Genomic DNA, 18,600 nt, shown 5'->3' with positions numbered 1-18,600 from the left:
TTCTCCCTGGATGGGGGAAGGGTCGGGATGGGGGGGTCGCGGCCTTGGCCACAAGCGCCCGTCACAGCCGAGCGGCCGTAGTCACCCCCATCCCCGACCCTTCCCCCATCAAGGGGGAAGGGAGAGAGTTTCGCCATGACCCGTGTGATTTCCGGCGAATCTCAACTGGGTGACCAGATCCCCGCCACCGATCGCGCCCTGCGGCCCCAGACCCTGACCGAGTTCGTCGGCCAGGAAGCCGCCAAGGGCAATCTGCGCATCTTCATCGAGGCGGCCAAGGGCCGGGGCGAGGCCCTGGACCACGTGCTGTTGTTCGGGCCGCCGGGCCTGGGCAAGACCACCCTGGCCCAGATCATCGCCCGCGAGCTGGGCGTGAACTTCCGCGCCACCTCGGGGCCGGTGCTGAACAAGCCGGGCGACCTGGCGGCGATCCTGACCAATCTGGAAGCCAATGACGTCCTGTTCATCGACGAGATCCACCGGCTGTCGTCGAACGTCGAGGAGATCCTCTATCCGGCCATGGAGGACCACGTGCTGGACCTCGTGATCGGCGAGGGGCCTTCGGCGCGCTCGATCCGCATCGATCTGGCGCCGTTCACCCTGGTGGCGGCGACCACGCGGGCGGGGATGCTGGCGACGCCCTTGCGCGACCGCTTCGGCATTCCGATCCGGCTGGAGTTCTACACCCCCGCCGAGCTGCGCCACGTTCTGCTGCACGGGGCCCGCAAGATGGGCGCGCCGCTGTCCGAGGACGGCGCCGACGAGATCGCCAAGCGCGCGCGCGGGACCCCGCGCGTGGCGGGGCGTCTGCTGCGCCGGGTCCGCGACTTCGCCACCGCCGACGGGGCGGCGGTGATCGACCGCAAGGCCGCCGGCCTGGCGCTGGCGCGGCTCGAGGTGGACGAGCTGGGGCTGGATTCCCTCGACCGCCGCTACCTGCGCGCCCTGATCGAGCACTATGGCGGCGGTCCGGCCGGGGTCGAGACCATCGCCTACGCCATCGCCGAGGCCCGCGACGCCGTCGAGGACGTCATCGAGCCCTATCTGATGCAGCAGGGCTTCATCCAGCGCACCCCGCGCGGCCGGGTCGCCTGCGGCAAGGCCTATCTACACCTGGGTTTGACGCCGCCCGCCGCGCCGCCGGGACAGGCGCAGGGCGGGTTGTTCGAGCCGTGATGTCGGGCGTTTAGGGACGTTATCGAAAGATCCCTCTAGGCGGATAATATCGTAAGAAGCGGAATGACCACCCCTCCCGAACCCACAGCCGGCGCGTTCCTCGGCCGCGAGCATCAGCTGCCCGTGCGGATCTATTACGAGGACACCGATTTCTCGGGAATCGTCTACCACGCCAACTATCTGCGCTATCTGGAGCGGGGGCGCAGCGACTTCTTCCGGATGGTGGGCATCTCGCACACCGAGCTGGCCAAGGAAGACACCGCCTTCGCCGTCATCCACATGACCCTGGACTTCAAGCGCTCGGCGCGGGTGGACGACGCCCTGGTGGTGCGCACCACCTACGATCGGGTCAAGGGCGCGCGGCTCTATGTCAGCCAGAAGGTGACGCGCGGCGACGAGGTGCTGCTGGAGGCCAAGGCCGAGGCGGTCTGCATCACCCTGGACGGGCGTCCGCGCCGACCGACCGCGCGCATGCTGAGCCAGCTGGCGCCGTGGCTGGCCGACGGCGAACCCTGATATCCGGCGATTTTCCGGATCGCTTGGCGATGGTCATAGTTTCACCCAAGCGCCGCTTCATGCCATACGGCGTCTCCAAGTCCTGATCTGACGCCCCAACGGAGCCTATTCCCGCATGGACGCCTCGGCCGCCGCCCCGAATTTCTCGTTCTTCACCTTGTTCATGCAGGCCGACTGGGTCGTGAAGGGGGTGATGATCGGCCTGATCCTGGCCTCGCTGGGATCGTGGGCCGTGATTCTGGACAAGCTGTTCCGCTTCACCGCCCTGAACCGCGCGGCGGACCGCTTCGAGGAGCAGGTGTCGAGCGGTCGCTCGCTGGAGGACGTCGCGGGCGAGGCGGGCGCCCAGCCGCGCCACGCCCTGCCGCGCATGTTGCAGGCGGCGCTGAAGGAGTGGCGCGACGCCAAGGCCAAGGGCGCGATGAGCGAGAATCAGGCCGGCTTCCTGATCGCCCGGATCGACCGCATCCTCGACACCACGATCGCCCGCGAGACCAGCAAGGTCGAGGACGGTCTGGGCAGCCTGGCCATCGTCGCCACCGCCAGCCCGTTCATCGGCCTGTTCGGCACGGTCTGGGGCATCATGCACGCCTTCCAGAACATCGCGATCTCGAAGAACACCTCGCTGGCGGTCGTCGCGCCGTCGATCGCCGAGGCGCTGTTCGCCACGGCCGTCGGCCTGATCGCCGCCATCCCGGCCTATATCGCCTACAACAAGTTCTCGACCGACGCGGGCAAGTACGCCGGCCGGCTGGAAGGCTTCGCCGATGACCTGTCGACCGCGATCCAGCGCCGCCTGACGGAACGGGTCTGAGCCATGGCGATGTCGTCCAACGACGCCTTCGCCACGGGCGGCGGCCGGGGCCGTCGCCGTCGTGGCCGCCGCTCGCGCGGGGCCCTGTCCGAGATCAACGTCACGCCGCTGGTCGACGTGATGTTGGTGCTGCTGATCATCTTCATGATCAGCGCGCCGCTCTTGACCGCCGGCGTGCCGCTGGAGCTGCCCAAGACCGAGGCGGCCGCGCTGCAGAACCAGGACCAGCCGATCACCGTCTCGATCCGCAAGGACGGGAGCATCTTCGTCGGCGACAAGGAGATCCCCTTCGAGAATCTGGCGCCGCGCATCAGCGCCATCGCCGGCGACGGCTACAGCAAGCCGATCTTCGTCCGCGCCGACGGCGGGGCGACCTATGCGGTGGTGGCCCAGGTGATGGCGGGCCTCTCGAACGCGGGCTTCAGCAAGATCAACCTGATCACCGAGACCGGCGGTCCCTCGTCGGGAGCCGCGCCGAAAGACGCCCAGCCGGAAGGCTCGGCCGACCTGCGGCCGCCGCAGTAGGGCGCCATGAACGCCCGTCGCGAACAACGCGTCTCGCCGGCCCTGCTGGGCTCGGTCGCGCTGCACGGAGCGGTCGCGGCGCTGATGATCTTCGGCCTGCCGTGGCGATCGTCCAAGCCGATCACCATCGGCGAGTCGGTGCCGGTGACCATCGTCGCCAACGGCCCGACCAATGTGCGGCCGGCCGAGGAAGCGCCGGTCGAGCAGACGGCCCAGACGCCCGAGCCGACGCCGCAGGCCTCGCCCCAGCCGCCGGCTCCGACGCCCGCGCCACAGCCGACGCCCGCGCCGCCGCCCAAGCCGGTCTCGACGCCGAAGGCCGCGCCGCCGGCCCCGACGCCGCCCAAGCCGGCGCCGACTCCCAAGCCGACGCCCACGCCATCCCAGGCCAAGCCCAGCCCGGCCAAGAAGAACGACAGCGACTTCTTCAGCTCGCTGGAGGCCTCGCTGGCCAAGAGCCAGAAGGCGACCGGCAAGCCGACCGCCAACGCCCCCAAGGGCCCGGCGCGCGCGGAGACCTCGGTCTCGGCGCGTCCGGCCATGGGCGCGGCCACCGGCCTTTCCGCCGCCGCGCTGGGTCGACTTCAGGGCGAGGTTCAGGAGCGCTGGAACCCCAACTGCGAGGTGGAGGGCGGCGCCGACGTCAATGTGCGCGTGATCTTCGTGATCGGACCGGGCGGCCGGGTGGTCGGCCAGCCGGAATCGCCGGGCACGTCCTCGCCCAACCCCGTGGTGAAGGCCGCCTCGGACCGCGCCATCCGCGCGCTGTTCGCCGCCTCGCCGTTCGCCTATCTGCCGTCCGACCTGTACGGTCAGAAAATCGCCCTGAACTTCAACGCTAAGCAGGCTTGTTCGCGTTGATATCCGGAAGAGAACCGAAGAAGGAGACCCCGATGCGCCTCAAGGCCCTGGTGCTCATGGCCGCCGTCCTGCTGGGCGGCGCGGCGTTCGTCACGCCCGCGGCCGCCCAGATCGAGGTCAATATCAATTCCGGCGCGGTCAAGCCGATGCCGATCGCGATTCCGGCCTTCTCGGGCTCGCCGCGCGGGGCCGAGATCGCCCAGGTCATCACCGGCAACCTCGAGCGCTCGGGTCTGTTCCAGCCGCTGAACGTCTCGGCCGTGTCGGATAAGCTGCAGGACGTCAACGTCCAGCCGCGGTTTCCCGAGTGGCAGGGGACCGGCGCCCAGGCCCTGATCAACGGCCAGGTCACGGTCGGCGCCGACGGCGGCCTGCGCGTCGACTTCCGCCTCTGGGACGTGTTCAGCCAGCAGCAGCTCCTGGGCCTGCAGTTCTCGTCGACGCCGGACAACTGGCGCCGCGTGGCCCACAAGATCAGCGACGCGGTCTATGAGCGCCTGACCGGCGAGAAGGGCTATTTCGACACCCGCGTGGCCTTCGTCGCCGAGAGCGGCCCCAAGCTGAACCGCATCAAGCGCCTGGCGATCATGGACCAGGACGGCGCCAATCCGCAGTACCTGACGGACGGCTCGTACATCGTTATGACGCCGCGCTTCTCGTCGACCAGCCAGGAACTGACCTACATGGCCCTGCGGCCGACGGGGTCGTCGATCTATCTGCTGAACCTGGAGACCAGCCGCCAGGAGACCGTCGGCAAGTTCCCCGGCATGGTGTTCGCCCCGCGCTTCTCGCCCGACGGCGGCAAGGTGGCGTTCTCGGTCGAGAAGAACGGCAACAGCGACATCTATCTGATGGACCTGCGCAGCCGCGCGACCACGCGGATCACCACCGATCCGGCCATCGACACCTCGCCGTCGTTCTCGCCGGACGGGACCAAGATCGCCTTCAACTCCGACCGGGGCGGCCAGGCCCAGCTCTATGTGATGAACCTGGACGGCTCGGGCGTGAAGCGCATCTCGTTCGGCGGCGGTCGCTACACCACCCCGGTCTGGAGCCCGCGCGGCGACTTCATCGCCTTCACCAAGCAGACGGGCGGCGAGTTCCATATCGGCGTGATGCGGCCCGACGGCAGCGACGAGCGCCTCCTGACCACCAGCTATCTGGACGAGGGCCCGACCTGGGCGCCGAACGGCCGCGTGCTGATGTTCTTCCGCGAAAGCGGCGGCGGCGGTCCCAAGCTGTGGACGGTGGACATCACCGGCCGGATCCTGCGCCCGGCGGCCTATGCCGGCCAGGCGTCCGACCCGGCGTGGTCGCCGCTCCTGGACTAATCGCGAATTTAACGCGCTCGCGAGGCAACCTTGACCGTGCGAGCGCGTTCTTGGCCATGACGCGCGGTTGGGATAATTCCCGCCACAATTGAATTATATGGGCTCGGCCGGACCTGACATCATTGTGAGATCTTTTCAGGCATTTATCGGGTCCATTCCAAGCCTGACTTAGGTATGGGTCAGGTCCAGATTTCGTAGACTTGAGGAGAAACTGGATGAGCTTCGACACCAAGCGCGCCGTTAGACTGGCGCTCGTCGGCGTTGCCGCCGCCTCGCTCGCCGCCTGTGCTTCGCGTCCGAAGCCCCAGCCCGCCCCGACGCCGGCCCCGACGCCGCCGCCCGCCGCGCCGAGCACGCCCTACACGCCGCCGCCGGCCCCGCCGGTCGCCAGCGGCGTCCTGCCGGGCTCGGTCCAGGACTTCGTCGTCAATGTCGGCGATCGCGTCTATTTCGACACCGACCAATACGCGGTCCGCGCCGACGCCCAGCCGGTTCTGGCCGCGCAGGCCCAGTGGCTGAACCGCTATCCGGCCGTGAAGATCCGCATCGAAGGCAACGCCGACGAACGCGGCACCCGCGAGTACAACCTGGCCCTGGGCGCCCGCCGCGCCAGCGCCGTTCGCGACTTCCTGATCGCTCAGGGCGTCTCGGCCGCGCGCATCGAGACGATCTCCTACGGCAAGGAACGTCCGATCGATCCGGGCACGACCGAGGAAGCCTGGGCCAAGAACCGTAACGCCCACACGGCGATCACGGACGGCGCTCGCTAATATCGAATAGACCGGGGCGGCTGCTTGAACGAGTAGCCGCCCTAGTTTTGTCCGCGTCCTATCGGTAGATTTTCGGTCATGAAGCTGAAATCCGCGCTCCTCGCCCTCCTGTTCGCCTCGACCGCCGCCGTGGCCGTGGCCCAGACGCCGCTGCCGGCCGACGATCCTCTGGACGACCGCTCCGCCAAGCGGGTCGACCGGATGGAGAAGGTGGTGCGCGAGCTGCGCGCGATCGTCTTCCAGGGGCGCGACACCGGCAAGCCGGTCGTGGTCCAGCCCGCCGAGACCGACGCCCAGATCGCCGCGATGAACGATCGCCTGAACGATCTGGAACAGACCCTGACCAAGCTGAACGGCCAGAACGAGGTCACGACCCACGACCTGGATGTGGCGCGGCGCACCGCCGCCGAGCAGAAGGCCCGCGCCGACGCGCTGGAAGCCCGCCTGACCGCCCTGGAAAAGTCGGTGACCGACATGCAGACGGCCGCCGCCGCGCAACTGAGCGCCGGCGCGCCGCTGGCCGGCGGACCGGGCGCGGCCGGCAACGTGCCCCCGCCGCCACCCCCGCCGGCCGATCCGGCCGTGGCCTTCAAGCAGGCCAAGGACCTGCTGCTGGGCGGCGACTATCCGAACGCCGAGGCGGCCTTCGGCGCCTATGTGAACAACTATCCCGACAGCGCCAAGATACCGGAAGCGCGCTACTGGCTAGGTGAAACCCAGTTCGTGCGCGAGGCCTACGCCGACGCCGCCGGCAACTATATCGGCGCGATCCGGGGCTGGCCGCAGACCAGCTGGGCGCCCGACGCGACGCTGAAGCTGGCGCGGGCGCTGGTGGCTTTGAAGAAAACGCCCGACGCCTGCCGCGCGCTCGACGAGCTGTCCCGACGCTACCCCAAGGCTCCGGCGTCGGTGACGTCGCGCGCGATCTCGACGCGCGTCGCGGCGAAGTGCGGCTAGCGGAGGTCCAGGCCGCCCTCGACCGGCGGCTGGATCGCGCCTCGACCGCGCCCATCGCCGTCGGCTTCTCGGGCGGCGGCGATTCCCTGTTCCTGCTGAAGACCGTGCTGGCCTCGGCGCGCGAGCGGCCGGTGCTGGCCTTGACCGTCGATCACCAGCTTCAGGCCGACAGCGCGCGCTGGACCGTCGAGGCCCTGGCCAAGGCCCGCGCCCTGGGCGCCGAGGCGCTGGCCCTGAGCTGGATCGGCGACAAGCCCCGCGCGGGATTGCCCGCCGCCGCGCGCCGGGCCCGCCACGCCCTGCTGGCGACCGCCGCTCGCGCCGCCGGGGCGAGGGTTCTCATCCTGGGCCACACCGCCAGCGACCGGGCCGAGAGCGCGGCGATGCGGGCCGAGGGCTCGACCGTCTCCGACCCGCGCGAATGGGCGCCGTCGCCGGTCTGGCCGGAGGGGCGGGACATGTTCGTGCTGCGGCCGATGTTGTCCCTGACCCGCGACGAGATCCGCGCGGCCCTGGCCCAGGCGGGCGAGACCTGGCTGGACGATCCGGCCAATGTCGATCCGCGCTACGCCCGCGCCCGGGCGCGCGCCGCCGGGGCGGCCGAGGTCGCCGCGCCCGCCGCGCGCTCGCCGCCGCCGCCAAGCTTCGCCGTCGACGCCGCCGGCGCGATCCGTCTGCCGCGCGAGGCCGCCGCGGCGCATCTGGCCGCCGCCTTGCTGTGCGCCGCCGGAACCGAGCGGCCGCCGCGCGGCGAGCGCCTGGCCAGGCTGGTCGCGCGGGCGCGCGCGGGCGAGACCTTCACCGCCACCCTGGCCGGCGCGCGGGTCGAGGCGGGAGCCGAGCTCCTGATCCTCCGCGACGCCGGGGAGACCGCGCGCGGCGGTCTCGCGCCCCTCGACCTCGCGCCGGGCGAGACCGGCGTGTGGGACGGGCGCTGGGAGATCACGGCCGGCGCGCGGCCGCTGCGGGTCGAGCCCCTGAAGAGCCGGGCGGGCGCGCTGGCGCCCGCCGACCGCGCCCGGCTTTCGGCCATCGCCGCGCCGGCCCGGCCCGCCATGCCGCTGATCACGCCGGAAGGCGGCGTTCCGCGCTGTCCCGCGCTTGACGGCCCGGTTCTTGCGGAGGAAGGAGGCGGGCGCGCGCGTTTGCTCGTTCTGGATCGCTTCGAGGCCGCGATCGGCCTTCGCGACCAAGAAACCGTGACCTGACGTCACGCGCATGGCGCAAGCGCCCGCGACCGCCTATCTTGGTGGATCGAGGCTACTCGTTGGGAAGACGAAGCGTATGAATTTCAGGAACCTGGCCATCTGGCTGGTCATCGTGGCGGTGCTGGCGGGCGTGTTCGTCGTCAGCCAGAACGCGCGCACGAAGAATGGCGGCGAAGTCAGCTACTCGCAGCTGCTCAAGGAGGTCGACGCCGGCCGGATCAAATCGGCGGACATCGCCGGACAGACGGTCACGGCCCACACGGCGGACGGCCGCGTGCTGACCGTCAACGCGCCGATGACGTCCGACGACCTGGTCAACCGCATGGTGGCCAAGAACGCCGACGTGAAGTTCAAGAGCGCCTCGATCAGCCCCTGGGCCATCCTGATCCAGCTGCTGCCGATCCTGCTGGTGGTCGGCGTCTGGCTGTTCTTCATGCGTCAGATGCAGGGCGGGGCCAAGGGCGCCATGGGCTTTGGCAAGTCCAAGGCCCGGCTGCTGACCGAGAACAAGAACCGCATCACCTTCGAGGACGTCGCCGGCGTCGACGAGGCCAAGGAAGAGCTTCAGGAGGTCGTCGACTTCCTGAAGGATCCGGCCAAGTTCCAGCGCCTGGGCGGCAAGATCCCGAAGGGCGCCCTGCTGGTCGGCCCGCCCGGTACGGGTAAGACCCTGATCGCCCGCGCCGTCGCGGGCGAGGCCGGCGTGCCGTTCTTCACCATCTCGGGTTCGGACTTCGTCGAAATGTTCGTCGGCGTCGGCGCCAGCCGCGTCCGCGACATGTTCGAGCAGGCCAAGAAGAACGCCCCCTGCATCATCTTCATCGACGAAATCGACGCCGTGGGTCGCCACCGGGGCGCCGGTCTGGGCGGCGGCAACGACGAGCGCGAGCAGACCCTCAACCAGCTGCTGGTCGAGATGGACGGCTTCGAGGCTAACGAGGGCATCATCCTGATCGCCGCCACCAACCGTCCCGACGTGCTGGACCCGGCGCTGCTGCGTCCGGGCCGCTTCGACCGCCAGGTCGTGGTGCCGAACCCGGACGTCTCGGGCCGCGAGAAGATCATCCGCGTCCACATGAAGAACGTGCCGCTGGCCGCCGACGTCGACGTCAAGACCCTGGCGCGCGGCACCCCGGGCTTCTCGGGCGCGGACCTGGCCAACCTGGTCAACGAAGCCGCCCTGATGGCCGCCCGCAAGAACCGCCGCATGGTCACCATGAGCGACTTCGAGCAGGCCAAGGACAAGGTCATGATGGGCGCCGAGCGCCGCTCGATGGCCATGAACGAGGAAGAAAAGCGCAACACGGCCTACCACGAGGGCGGCCACGCCATCGTGGCGCTGAACGTTCCGCTGGCCGATCCGGTGCATAAGGCCACCATCGTGCCGCGCGGCCGCGCCCTGGGCATGGTCATGCAGCTGCCGGAAGGCGACCGCTACTCGATGAAGTACCAGCAGATGACCAGCCGCCTGGCCATCATGATGGGCGGTCGCGTGGCCGAGGAGATCATCTTCGGCAAGGAGAACATCACCTCCGGCGCGTCCAGCGACATCAAGGCGGCCACCGACCTGGCCCGCAACATGGTCACCCGGTGGGGCTATTCGGACCTGCTGGGCACCGTGGCCTATGGCGACAACCAGGACGAGGTGTTCCTGGGCCACTCGGTCGCCCGCACCCAGAACGTCTCGGAAGAGACCGCGCGTCTGATCGACGGCGAGGTCAAGCGTCTGGTCCAGTATGGCCTCGACGAGGCGCGCCGCATCCTGACCGAGAAGCTCGACGATCTGCACACCCTGGCCAAGGCGCTGCTGGAGTACGAGACCCTGTCGGGCGAGGAGATCGCCGGCGTCCTGAAAGGCGTCGCGCCCAAGCGCGACGAGGAGGAGACGAAGGAAACCATCGTCGCCCCCTCGCTGGTGCCGCTCTCGCCGGGCGCCGGGGCCAGCGTCACGGCTTAAAGCCTTGCCTTCCGCTTCTTAGATTGGGGAAGGGGTGTGGGTTGGGATGATAGCCTGCTGAGGTTGACGTACCTTTACCCCTACCCTCCCCCATCGAGAGGGGCACGACACGAAATATTTGGCTCGCATGGGTCAGCTTTTTCGTGATTTCAAGATGCAATCACGGCGATACTGAATTAAAAATTGTGCGCCGCGCAAATCAACTTATAGGTTGAAAAAACACCCTAAAGATATATTCATGGGGAGTTCAACCTTATGGGGGTTTCAATGAGCATCTTGAAAAGGGCTGTTAAGGCGATGGCCGTCGTCGGCGTGATGGCGGCTGCCCTGGCGCCGGGCTCGTCTTCGGCTCTGCCGCCCGACGCGGTCATCGTGACCTACTATAGCGAGACTGGTGAAGAGGTCGGCGGAAGTTTCACGCTTTGCAACGGCGAGCGCGGCACCTGGGGTGAGCAGACGCCCTACTTCACAACGGACACGCGCTCCTGCAACATACGACCCTGGCCAGTATTTAGTGGAAGCTGATGCCCCTGTTTCCCCCGGCTATCTAGTTTGAAAACTATGTCCATTGCCGACGAGCCGCGCGAGCGTCACCGCCTGACGCGCCCACGATCGGAACGATCAAAGCCGGCTCGAAAGAGCCGGCTTTTTTCTTGGCCGCTCCGCCGCCGCTGGAATTTTCGCGGCCAGGCTTGCAACCCGGGGGCCGAAACGGCCGTTAAGAGCTTGGCCATACGCGCGCGGCCACGGGGCTTGATTTTGGACACCACGACCACCGCCGAGTCTTCGGATTCGCCGCGATTTCCGGCCAGTGTCGCCGCGTTGCTGGACGGCGCCGGCGCGGCGCGCGCGACGCCGGACGCCTGGTCGCCGGCGCTGACGGTCGCCGCGGGCATGATGCAGGCCTCGCCGATCCCGTCCTTTCTGGCCTGGAGCCCCTCCGTCCCGCCCCTGGGCAACGCCGCCGCCCGCGCCCTGCTGGACGGGGCGGGCGCGGACGAGGCCTTTCCGATCCCCGCCGCCCGCGACGTCATCGTCCGCGCCTGGGCGGGCGAGAGCGCGGTTCTGGAGAATGTCGCCTTCACCCGCGCCGGCGAGGAGGCCTGGTGCAACCTTCTCGCCCTGCCGGTGCGCGACGAGGCGGGCGTGGTCCGGGGCGTGCTGGTCCACTGCAACGACATCACCCAGCGGGTTCTGGAGGACCGGGCTCGCCGCGAGGAGGAGCGCCGCTACCGCGCCCTGTTCGAGTCGATGGACGAGGGCTTCTGCGTCATCGAGTTTCTGGACGGTCCGTTCGGTCCGCTCAGCGACTACGTGCACATCATGGCCAACGCGGCCTACGAGCGGCACGCGGGGATTCCCAACGTTGTCGGCCAGCGCCTGCGCGAGATGGTGCCCGACGAGGCCGACGCCTGGGTCGCTCGCTACGGCGCGGTGCTGCGCACCGGCCGACCGATCCGCTTCGAGCAGGAACTGGTGGCCACGGGACGTCACCTCTCGCTGTCGTCGTTCCGGATCGAGCCGCCGGAGCTGCGTCAGGTGGCCGTGCTGTTCCAGGACGTCACCGCGCGCAAGCAGGCCGAGGCCGAGCTGCGCCATCTGAACGAGACCCTCGAGGCCCGCGTCGCCGAGGCCCTGGCCGAGCGCGAACAGACCGAGGAGGCGCTTCGCCAGGCCCAGAAGATGGAAGCGGTCGGGCAGCTGACCGGGGGGCTGGCCCACGACTTCAACAATCTGCTGGCCGGGATCTCGGGGGCGTTCGAGATGATCGGACAGCGCCTGGCCCAGGGGCGTGCGGCGGATGTCGATCGCTATCTGACCGCCGGCCAGGGCGCGGCGCGGCGGGCGGCGGCCCTGACCCATCGCCTGCTGGCCTTCTCGCGCCGCCAGACCCTGGCCCCCAGGTCGGTGGTGATCAACCGGCTGATGGCCGAGTTCGTAGAGCTGGTGCGCCGCACCGTGGGCCCCGCCATCGAGGTCGAGATGGTGGCCGCCGCCGGGCTGTGGCCGACCCTGGTCGACGCCAACCAGCTGGAAAACGCGCTGCTGAACCTGTGCATCAACGCCCGCGACGCCATGCCGGACGGGGGCAAGATCACCATCGAGACGGGCAATCGCTGGCTGGACGCCCGCACCGCCCGCGACCATGGGCTGGAGCCGGGCCAGTATGTCTCCGTCTGCGTCAGCGACAACGGCGCGGGCATCGACAAGGCGACGCTGGAGCGGGTGTTCGACCCGTTCTTCACCACCAAGCCGATCGGCCAGGGCACGGGTCTGGGCCTGTCGATGGTCTATGGCTTCGCCCGCCAGTCGAACGGCCATGTCCGGATCTATTCCGAGGTCGGGCAGGGCACCATGGTCTGCCTCTACCTGCCCCGCCACCTGGGCCAGGAAGACGTCGAGGAGGCCGAAACGCCCGTCGACGCTCCGCGGCTCGGGGCGGGCAAGACGGTGCTGGTGGTCGATGACGAGCCGACCGTGCGGATGCTGGTGGTCGACGCCCTCGCCGAGCTAGGTCACGACTGCCTGGAGGCGCCCGACGGCGCGACGGGCCTGAAGGTTCTGCAGTCCCAGGCGCGTGTGGACCTGCTGATCACCGATGTTGGCCTGCCTGGCGGGCTGAACGGGCGGCAGGTCGCCGACGGCGCCCGCGCCCTGCGGCCGGACCTGAAGGTGCTGTTCATCACCGGCTACGCGGAAAACGCCGTGCTGAACCACGGCCATATCGAGCCCGGCATGGAGGTGCTGACCAAGCCGTTCGGCATCGGCGACCTCACCGCGCGGATCGACCGTATGCTGAGCGAAGGCTGATCGGATCGACCGCTGACGTCCGCGCGGCCTTCGCGGGCCTGTCATGCCGCCGCTCCGGACGTGACCCAGGGGCTGGCAGGGGCTAACTAGGCCCCATGACCGCCAGCCTCCGCCCCCGCGTGATGGGGATCGTCAATGTCACGCCCGACAGCTTCTCGGATGGGGGGCGGTTCCTCGACCCGCGCCAGGGCTTCGAGCACGCCCGGCGTCTGATCGCCCAGGGCGCCGACATCCTGGATATCGGCGGCGAGAGCACCCGTCCCGGCGCGGCGCCGGTCTCGGCGGAGGACGAGGCCGCGCGGGTGCTCCCGCTGATCGAAGCCATCCGCGCGGTCAGCGACATCCCGATCTCGATCGACACCATGAAGCCGGCCGTGGCCCGCGCGGCGGTCCAAGCGGGCGCGACGATCTGGAACGACGTGGCGGCGTTGCGCTTTTCGCCCGACGCGCCCGAGGTCGCCGCCGACCTGGGCTGCGAGGTTGTGCTGATGCACATGCTGGGCCAGCCGGGGAACATGCAGGACGAGCCGCGCTACGACGACGTCGCGGCCGAGGTCGAGGCCTTCCTGCTGGCCCGGGCCGCCGCCGCTATGGCCGCCGGGGTGGCCCGCGAGAAAATCTGGCTGGATCCGGGCATCGGCTTCGGCAAGACCCTGGCGCACAATCTGGCCCTGCTGGCCGCCCTGCCGCGCTTCGTCGCCCTGGGCTATCCGATCCTTCTGGGCGCCAGCCGCAAGCGCTTCATCGCCGGCGTCGATCCGTCGGCGGATCAAGCGACCGACCGCCTCGGCGGCTCCCTGGCCGCGCATCTGGCCGGCGCCGCCGCGGGGGTGGCCGCCGTGCGGGTCCACGACGCGCGCGAGACCGTTCAGGCGCTGGACGTCTGGGCGGCGATTCAGGCGGCCGCCGGGACGACGGTTTCCGACGCCGCGATTCCCGCCTAAACACCCTGCATGTCCCACACCGCTCCAGGCCGCGTCCTCGTCATCGCCGGGTCGGATTCCGGCGGCGGCGCGGGGATCCAGGCCGACATCAAGACCATTACGGCCCTCGGCGGCTACGCCGCCACCGCCATCACCGCCGTGACGGTGCAGAACACCCTGGGCGTCACCGGCGTGCATCCGATCCCGCTTGAGGTGATCGCCGCCCAGGCGCGGGCAGTGCTGGACGACATCGGCGCCGACGCGATCAAGACCGGGATGCTGGGCGACGTCGGCGTGGTCGAAACCGTGGCCGCCGCCCTCGACCACGCCGGCGCGGTTCCGGCCGTCGTCGATCCGGTGATGATCGCCAAGGGCGGCGCGCCCCTGCTGGCCGAGGCGGCGATCGCGGCGGTCAAGACGCTGATGATTCCGCGCGCGGCGCTGCTGACGCCCAACGCGCCGGAAGCCGCGGCCCTGACCGGCCTCTCCGTCGAGACCCTGGACGACCAGCGTCGCGCGGGCGAGGCCCTGCTGGCCATGGGCGCCCGGGCGGTGCTGATGAAGGGCGGCCACGTGGCCGGCGAGCGGGTCGTCGACCTTCTGATGACGCCGGCCGGCGAAACCACTTTCGAGGGCGAGCGGATCGACACGCGCCACACGCACGGCACCGGCTGCACTCTGGCCTCGGCCTGCGCCGTCGGCCTGGCCCAGGGCCTGTCGCTGGAGGCCAGCGTCGCCCGCGCCTGGAACTATGTGCACGAGGCGATGCTGCGCGCGCCGGGCCTCGGCGCCGGGCATGGGCCGCTGGACCACGGCTGGACGCTGCGCGCATGAGCCAGGACCTCGAAAGCCGCCTGATCGACATCGTCCGCGCCACGCCCACCACCTGGGCGGTGCTGGAGACCGCCCGCGACCTGGACCTGCCCGACTGGATGATCTTCTCCGGCGCGGTCTACCAGCCGGTCTGGAACCACCTGACCGGCCGCGACCTGACCTATGGGATCAAGGACTACGACCTGGCCTATCACGACGACAGCGACGTCTCGTATGAGGCCGAGGACGCGGTGATCCAGCGCGTGGCCGCCGCCTTCGCGCCGCCGCTGCGCGATCTGGTGGAGGTGCGCAACCAGGCCCGGGTGCACCTGTGGTTCGCCCAGAAGTTCGGCGCCGACGAGCCCTATCCGCCGCTGGAAAACAGCGCCGCGGCCCTGAAGCGCTTCGTCGCGACGGCCTTCTGCGTCGGGGTCCGGCTGGAGCCGGACGACACGCTGCGGGTCTGGGCGCCGTTCGGCCTGGAAGACCTGTTCGCCCTGCGGCTGCGCCCCAATCCGCTGCGGATCAAGGGCGCGGGCGGCTGGGCGCGCACCACCGGCTCGGCCAAGGCGCGCTGGCCCGAGGTCGTGATCGAAGGCTGAGGGCGGGCGCGCTTTAGTCCGCCGTCGCGGCCTGCATTTTAGGCGCGCGAACCGGATTGGGCGCGGCCTCGGGCGGGGCGCCCAGGGTGATCCGCGTCGCGCAGATCGTCGCCGGCGCGGGGCGATGGCTGACCAGCAGCAGGCCCTGGCCGGTCCGGTCCAGCCGCCGGCGCAGGCGCTCGACGACCTGGGCCTCGGTGGTCGGGTCCAGGCCCTCGGTCGGCTCGTCCAGCAAGAGCCAGGGCGCGTCGCGCAGATAGGCCCGCGCCAGGGCCAGCCGTCGGCGCTCGCCGCCGGACAGCCGCTCGCCGTCGTCGCCGAGCCAGGCGTCCAGGCCCTCCGGCGCGGCGCGGACGCGCTCGGCCAGGCAGGCGTCCTCCAGCACGGCCCACAGCTGATCGTCGGTCGCCTTCGGCGCGGCCAGGCGCAGGTTGTCGCGCACCGAGCCGGCGATCAGGGCGGCGTCCTGCGGCAGCCAGGCGAAGGCGCTTCGGGGCGCCGGCGAGGCCTGGCCGCGCAGGCCCAGCAGGGTCTCGATCACCGTGGTCTTGCCACAGCCGGACGGGCCGAGGACGGCCAGGCGCTGGCCGCGCTCGAGCGTGACGCCCAGCACCGTCAGCCGGGCCGGCGGCGAGGCCGATCCCGCCGCGCGCGGCGCATGGCGCAGGATCTCGTTCAGCCGCGCGTGGGCCGCGTCGGCGGCGCCGTCCTGGTCGAAGGCCAGGGCCAGGCCCGCCAGCGCCTCGATCCCCATGCCGGCGGCCAGGCCGGCGAGGGCGGCCAGCGGCGCGCCGGCGGGGGCCGCGCAGGCGATGGCGGCGGCCACGGCCGCGCCCAGGATCGCCGCCTGGCTGGCCTGGACCAGGGCCTGGGCGCGAGCGGCGTCCAGGCGCGCCGCGTCCAGCGCGGCGGCCTTGGCGTTCAGGGTCTCGCCGGCCCACCCGGCCAGGCCGTAGGCGCGCAGCTCCGCCGAGGCGGCGACCAGGGCGGCGGCGGTATCCTTCAGCGCGCCGACCCGGGCCTGGACCTCGGTGCGGGCCGGCGCTGAATAGCGCCTGGCCAAGGCTCGGGCCGCCAGCAGGGCGGCTCCGGCGAAGACGGCGATGGCCAGGGCCGGCGCCCAGCCGGCCAGGGCGGCCAGGACTAGGGCGCAGGCCAGGCCCGCCGCCGCGTTCCACGGGGCCGACAGGCGGACGAACCGCGTCTCGACGGCGTCGACGTCCTGGACCAGCCGAGCCGAGGCCTCGCCGCGCGACAGGGCCAGGGCCTCGGCCGGCGGAGCGGCCGCCAGGCTGGCGAACAGGGCGGGACGGATCGCCGCCAGCGCGCGCAGGGCGGCGGCGTGACCGGTCAGGCGCTCGCCATAGCGGGCGGCGGTGCGGACGATGGCCAGCAGCCGGATCGTGGCGCTTGGCAACAGCACGTTGAAGGCCTGGGCCGCCGCGACGCCGGCCGCGCCGGCCACGGCGCTGGCCACGATGAACCAGCCGGACAGGCCCAGCAGGGCGGTCGAGGCGACGGCCACGCCGATGGCGCTGACGATGGCCAGCCGCAGGTTGCCGGCGTGGACGCGCTTCTGCTCGCGGATCAGGATGTCGAGGGGACTCACAGGCGCACCACTTGGTCGGCGAGGGCGGCGACGGCTTCGGAATGGGTGGCGACCAGGGTTGTGCGGCCCTTGGCGGCTTCTCGGATCGCGCTCAGCAGCTCCGCCTCCGCCGCGGCGTCGAGATTGGCCGTGGGCTCGTCCAGCAGCAGGATCGGCGCGGGCTTCAGCAGGGCGCGGGCCAGCGACAGCCGCCGCCGCTCGCCGCCGGAAAGGCCGCCGCCGCGTTCGTCCAGCACGAAGTCCAGACCGCCGGGACGGTCCAGCGTCAAGCCCACCGCTCGGGCCGCCGCCGCGATCTCGGCCCGCGAGGCGTCGGGGCGCGACAGGGCGATGTTGTCGGCGATCGAGGCGGGCAGGATCAGCGGCGACTGACCGGCCCAGGCGACCTCGCGCGAAAGATCCGTACAAGGACGACCATCCGCCAGAATGCGTCCGCCGGTCAGCGGCGCCAGGTCCAGCAGCAGGTTCAGCAGGGTGCTCTTGCCCGCGCCGCTGGCCCCGACCAGGGCGGTGATCGTTCCCGCCCGCGCCGTCAGGGTGAAGCCGTCCACGGCCGGGGCGTCGGTGTCCGGATAGCGGGCGGTGACGCCCTCGAAGACGATGGTCGGCGCGCCCGCCAGCGGGGCGTCGGCTGCTTTGGGCGCGGGCGGGACGAAGGTCGAGAGGCTGGCGGCGGCGGCCTGCGCGGCCTGGCGGTCGTGATAGGCGGCGGCCAGGCGCCGCATCGGGGCGTAGACCTCGGGCGCCAGGGCCAGCACGAAGAAGGCGCGCTTCAGGTCCAACTGCTCGGGCACGGGGAAGGGCAAGAGGCGCAGCAGGTTGAAGCCGCAATAGACCGCCACCAGGGCCACCGACAGGGCGGCGAAGAACTCCAGCGCCGCCGAGGACAGGAAGGCGGCGCGCAGCACGCGGATCGTGCGCTCGGCCAGGTCGCGGGCGGCGCGGGACAGGGCGGCGGTCGTGGTTCTCTCGGCCTCGAAGGCCAGCACCACGGGCAGGGCGCGGACGCGGTCGAGGAACAGGCCCGACAGCCGCTCCAGGGCCCGGAACTGGGCGCGGGACTCGGCGGCGGCCAGGGTCCCGGCCAGGGCCATGGCGGCGATGAACGGGATCATGGCGCCCAGCAGGATCGCGGCGCTGATGGGGCTGGCGACCGCGGCGACGGCGATCAGCAGCAGGGGAAGGGCGGCGGCGGCCAGACGGGCCGGCAGGAAGCGGGCGAAGAACCCGTCCAGCGCCTCGATCCCCTCGACCAGGGCGGTGGCGGCCGCGCCGACGGGGCGGCGCGGGCCGGTGAAGAGGGCGGCGACCAGATCGCTTCGGGCCGCCTGTTTGGTCTCCCGCGCCGCCTGGGCGCCGGCCGAGGCGGCCAGCAGCGACAATCCGCCGCGCAGGGCGCTGGCGGCCAGGACGAGGCCCAGCCAGACGGCCAGCGCGCCCGGACCCTTGCGCTCGGCGATGGCGTCGACCCCGAAGGCGAGGCCCGCGGCGAAGCCGATCGCGGCCGCGCCGTCCATCAGAACCCACAGCCCGGCCCGGCGAGCGGCGGGGCCGCCCAGCCGCGCGGTCCTGGTCAACCAGGCCTTGGCCTCGTGTTCGGAATTCAACTGTGCTGTGACGGCGCCCATGGGCAGAGTGTAGGGTGGCGGCGTCTCCGGTCCTTGATGTTGATCAAGGACCGGGTGGTCGCACGGGTCTAGAGCGGGGCTCTCGGTCGATGCGATCAT

At 70.9% G+C, this 18,600-nt stretch carries 16 protein-coding genes and 1 pseudogene; 15 read left to right on the top strand and 2 right to left on the bottom strand.

Features of this window, described 5'->3' with window-relative positions:
• The first annotated feature begins 135 nt into the window (after positions 1-135).
• The 15 genes and pseudogenes from ruvB to OR37_RS04285 all read left to right on the top strand — a co-directional run bounded on the left by ruvB (position 136) and on the right by OR37_RS04285 (position 15,264).
• Positions 136-1,176 (top strand): Holliday junction branch migration DNA helicase RuvB, encoded by a 1,041-nt coding sequence (gene ruvB, locus OR37_RS04350; protein WP_004616252.1) that lies wholly within the window; start codon positions 136-138, stop codon positions 1,174-1,176.
• 63 nt (positions 1,177-1,239) lie between these two features.
• Entirely contained in the window at positions 1,240-1,692 is a 453-nt protein-coding gene (gene ybgC, locus OR37_RS04345) for a tol-pal system-associated acyl-CoA thioesterase (RefSeq protein ID WP_004616250.1), read from the top strand.
• A gap of 115 nt (positions 1,693-1,807) precedes the next feature.
• Positions 1,808-2,506, top strand: a complete 699-nt coding sequence (tolQ, locus tag OR37_RS04340) for a protein TolQ (protein ID WP_004616249.1) — start codon at positions 1,808-1,810, stop codon at positions 2,504-2,506.
• Positions 2,507-2,509: 3 nt separating this feature from the next.
• Complete coding sequence (locus OR37_RS04335; RefSeq protein WP_035016946.1) at positions 2,510-3,031, top strand: ExbD/TolR family protein; 522 nt, start codon at positions 2,510-2,512, stop codon at positions 3,029-3,031.
• 6 nt (positions 3,032-3,037) lie between these two features.
• Entirely contained in the window at positions 3,038-3,892 is an 855-nt protein-coding gene (gene tolA, locus OR37_RS04330; protein ID WP_004616245.1) for a cell envelope integrity protein TolA, read from the top strand.
• A 32-nt stretch (positions 3,893-3,924) separates the two neighbouring features.
• Positions 3,925-5,223 (top strand): Tol-Pal system beta propeller repeat protein TolB, encoded by a 1,299-nt coding sequence (gene tolB / locus OR37_RS04325; protein WP_004616244.1) that lies wholly within the window; start codon positions 3,925-3,927, stop codon positions 5,221-5,223.
• Positions 5,224-5,423: 200 nt separating this feature from the next.
• Complete coding sequence (pal, locus tag OR37_RS04320) at positions 5,424-5,993, top strand: peptidoglycan-associated lipoprotein Pal (RefSeq protein WP_035016945.1); 570 nt, start codon at positions 5,424-5,426, stop codon at positions 5,991-5,993.
• Between the two features lie 78 nt (positions 5,994-6,071).
• Positions 6,072-6,950, top strand: coding sequence for a tol-pal system protein YbgF (gene ybgF / locus OR37_RS04315; protein WP_004616240.1), 879 nt, complete (start codon positions 6,072-6,074; stop codon positions 6,948-6,950).
• Positions 6,941-8,158 (top strand): tRNA lysidine(34) synthetase TilS, encoded by a 1,218-nt coding sequence (gene tilS / locus OR37_RS04310; RefSeq protein WP_004616238.1) that lies wholly within the window; start codon positions 6,941-6,943, stop codon positions 8,156-8,158. Before ybgF ends, tilS begins: the two co-directional genes overlap by 10 nt.
• Before the next feature lie 76 nt (positions 8,159-8,234).
• The gene (ftsH, locus tag OR37_RS04305; protein WP_004616235.1) at positions 8,235-10,115 is read left to right on the top strand and encodes an ATP-dependent zinc metalloprotease FtsH; all 1,881 of its coding nucleotides are present in this window, start codon (positions 8,235-8,237) and stop codon (positions 10,113-10,115) included.
• A gap of 267 nt (positions 10,116-10,382) precedes the next feature.
• A complete protein-coding gene (locus OR37_RS21620; protein WP_131368806.1) occupies positions 10,383-10,640 on the top strand; it encodes a DUF6289 family protein in 258 nt (85 codons plus the stop codon).
• A gap of 86 nt (positions 10,641-10,726) precedes the next feature.
• Positions 10,727-12,926 (top strand): annotated as a pseudogene (locus OR37_RS04300) (ATP-binding protein).
• Between the two features lie 95 nt (positions 12,927-13,021).
• Positions 13,022-13,870 (top strand): dihydropteroate synthase, encoded by an 849-nt coding sequence (gene folP / locus OR37_RS04295; RefSeq protein WP_004616228.1) that lies wholly within the window; start codon positions 13,022-13,024, stop codon positions 13,868-13,870.
• A gap of 9 nt (positions 13,871-13,879) precedes the next feature.
• A complete protein-coding gene (gene thiD / locus OR37_RS04290; protein WP_004616226.1) occupies positions 13,880-14,683 on the top strand; it encodes a bifunctional hydroxymethylpyrimidine kinase/phosphomethylpyrimidine kinase in 804 nt (267 codons plus the stop codon).
• Complete coding sequence (locus tag OR37_RS04285; protein ID WP_004616224.1) at positions 14,680-15,264, top strand: nucleotidyltransferase family protein; 585 nt, start codon at positions 14,680-14,682, stop codon at positions 15,262-15,264. Before thiD ends, OR37_RS04285 begins: the two co-directional genes overlap by 4 nt.
• A 13-nt stretch (positions 15,265-15,277) precedes the next feature.
• Here the strand turns inward: OR37_RS04285 and OR37_RS04280 are convergent, their stop codons facing one another.
• On the bottom strand, positions 15,278-16,873 hold the full coding sequence (locus OR37_RS04280) for an ATP-binding cassette domain-containing protein (protein ID WP_004616223.1): 1,596 nt from the start codon (positions 16,871-16,873) through the stop codon (positions 15,278-15,280).
• Positions 16,870-18,501: a thiol reductant ABC exporter subunit CydD gene (gene cydD / locus OR37_RS04275; RefSeq protein WP_004616221.1), complete on the bottom strand. Its 1,632-nt coding sequence runs from the start codon at positions 18,499-18,501 to the stop codon at positions 16,870-16,872. Before cydD ends, OR37_RS04280 begins: the two co-directional genes overlap by 4 nt.
• Positions 18,502-18,600 lie beyond the last annotated feature (99 nt).

Source organism: Caulobacter vibrioides OR37 (assembly GCF_000372645.1).
Taxonomy (GTDB): Bacteria; Pseudomonadota; Alphaproteobacteria; order Caulobacterales; family Caulobacteraceae; genus Caulobacter; species Caulobacter vibrioides_E.
Note: the sequence above shows the minus strand (reverse complement) of the source record. Positions and strands in the feature narration are given on the sequence as shown.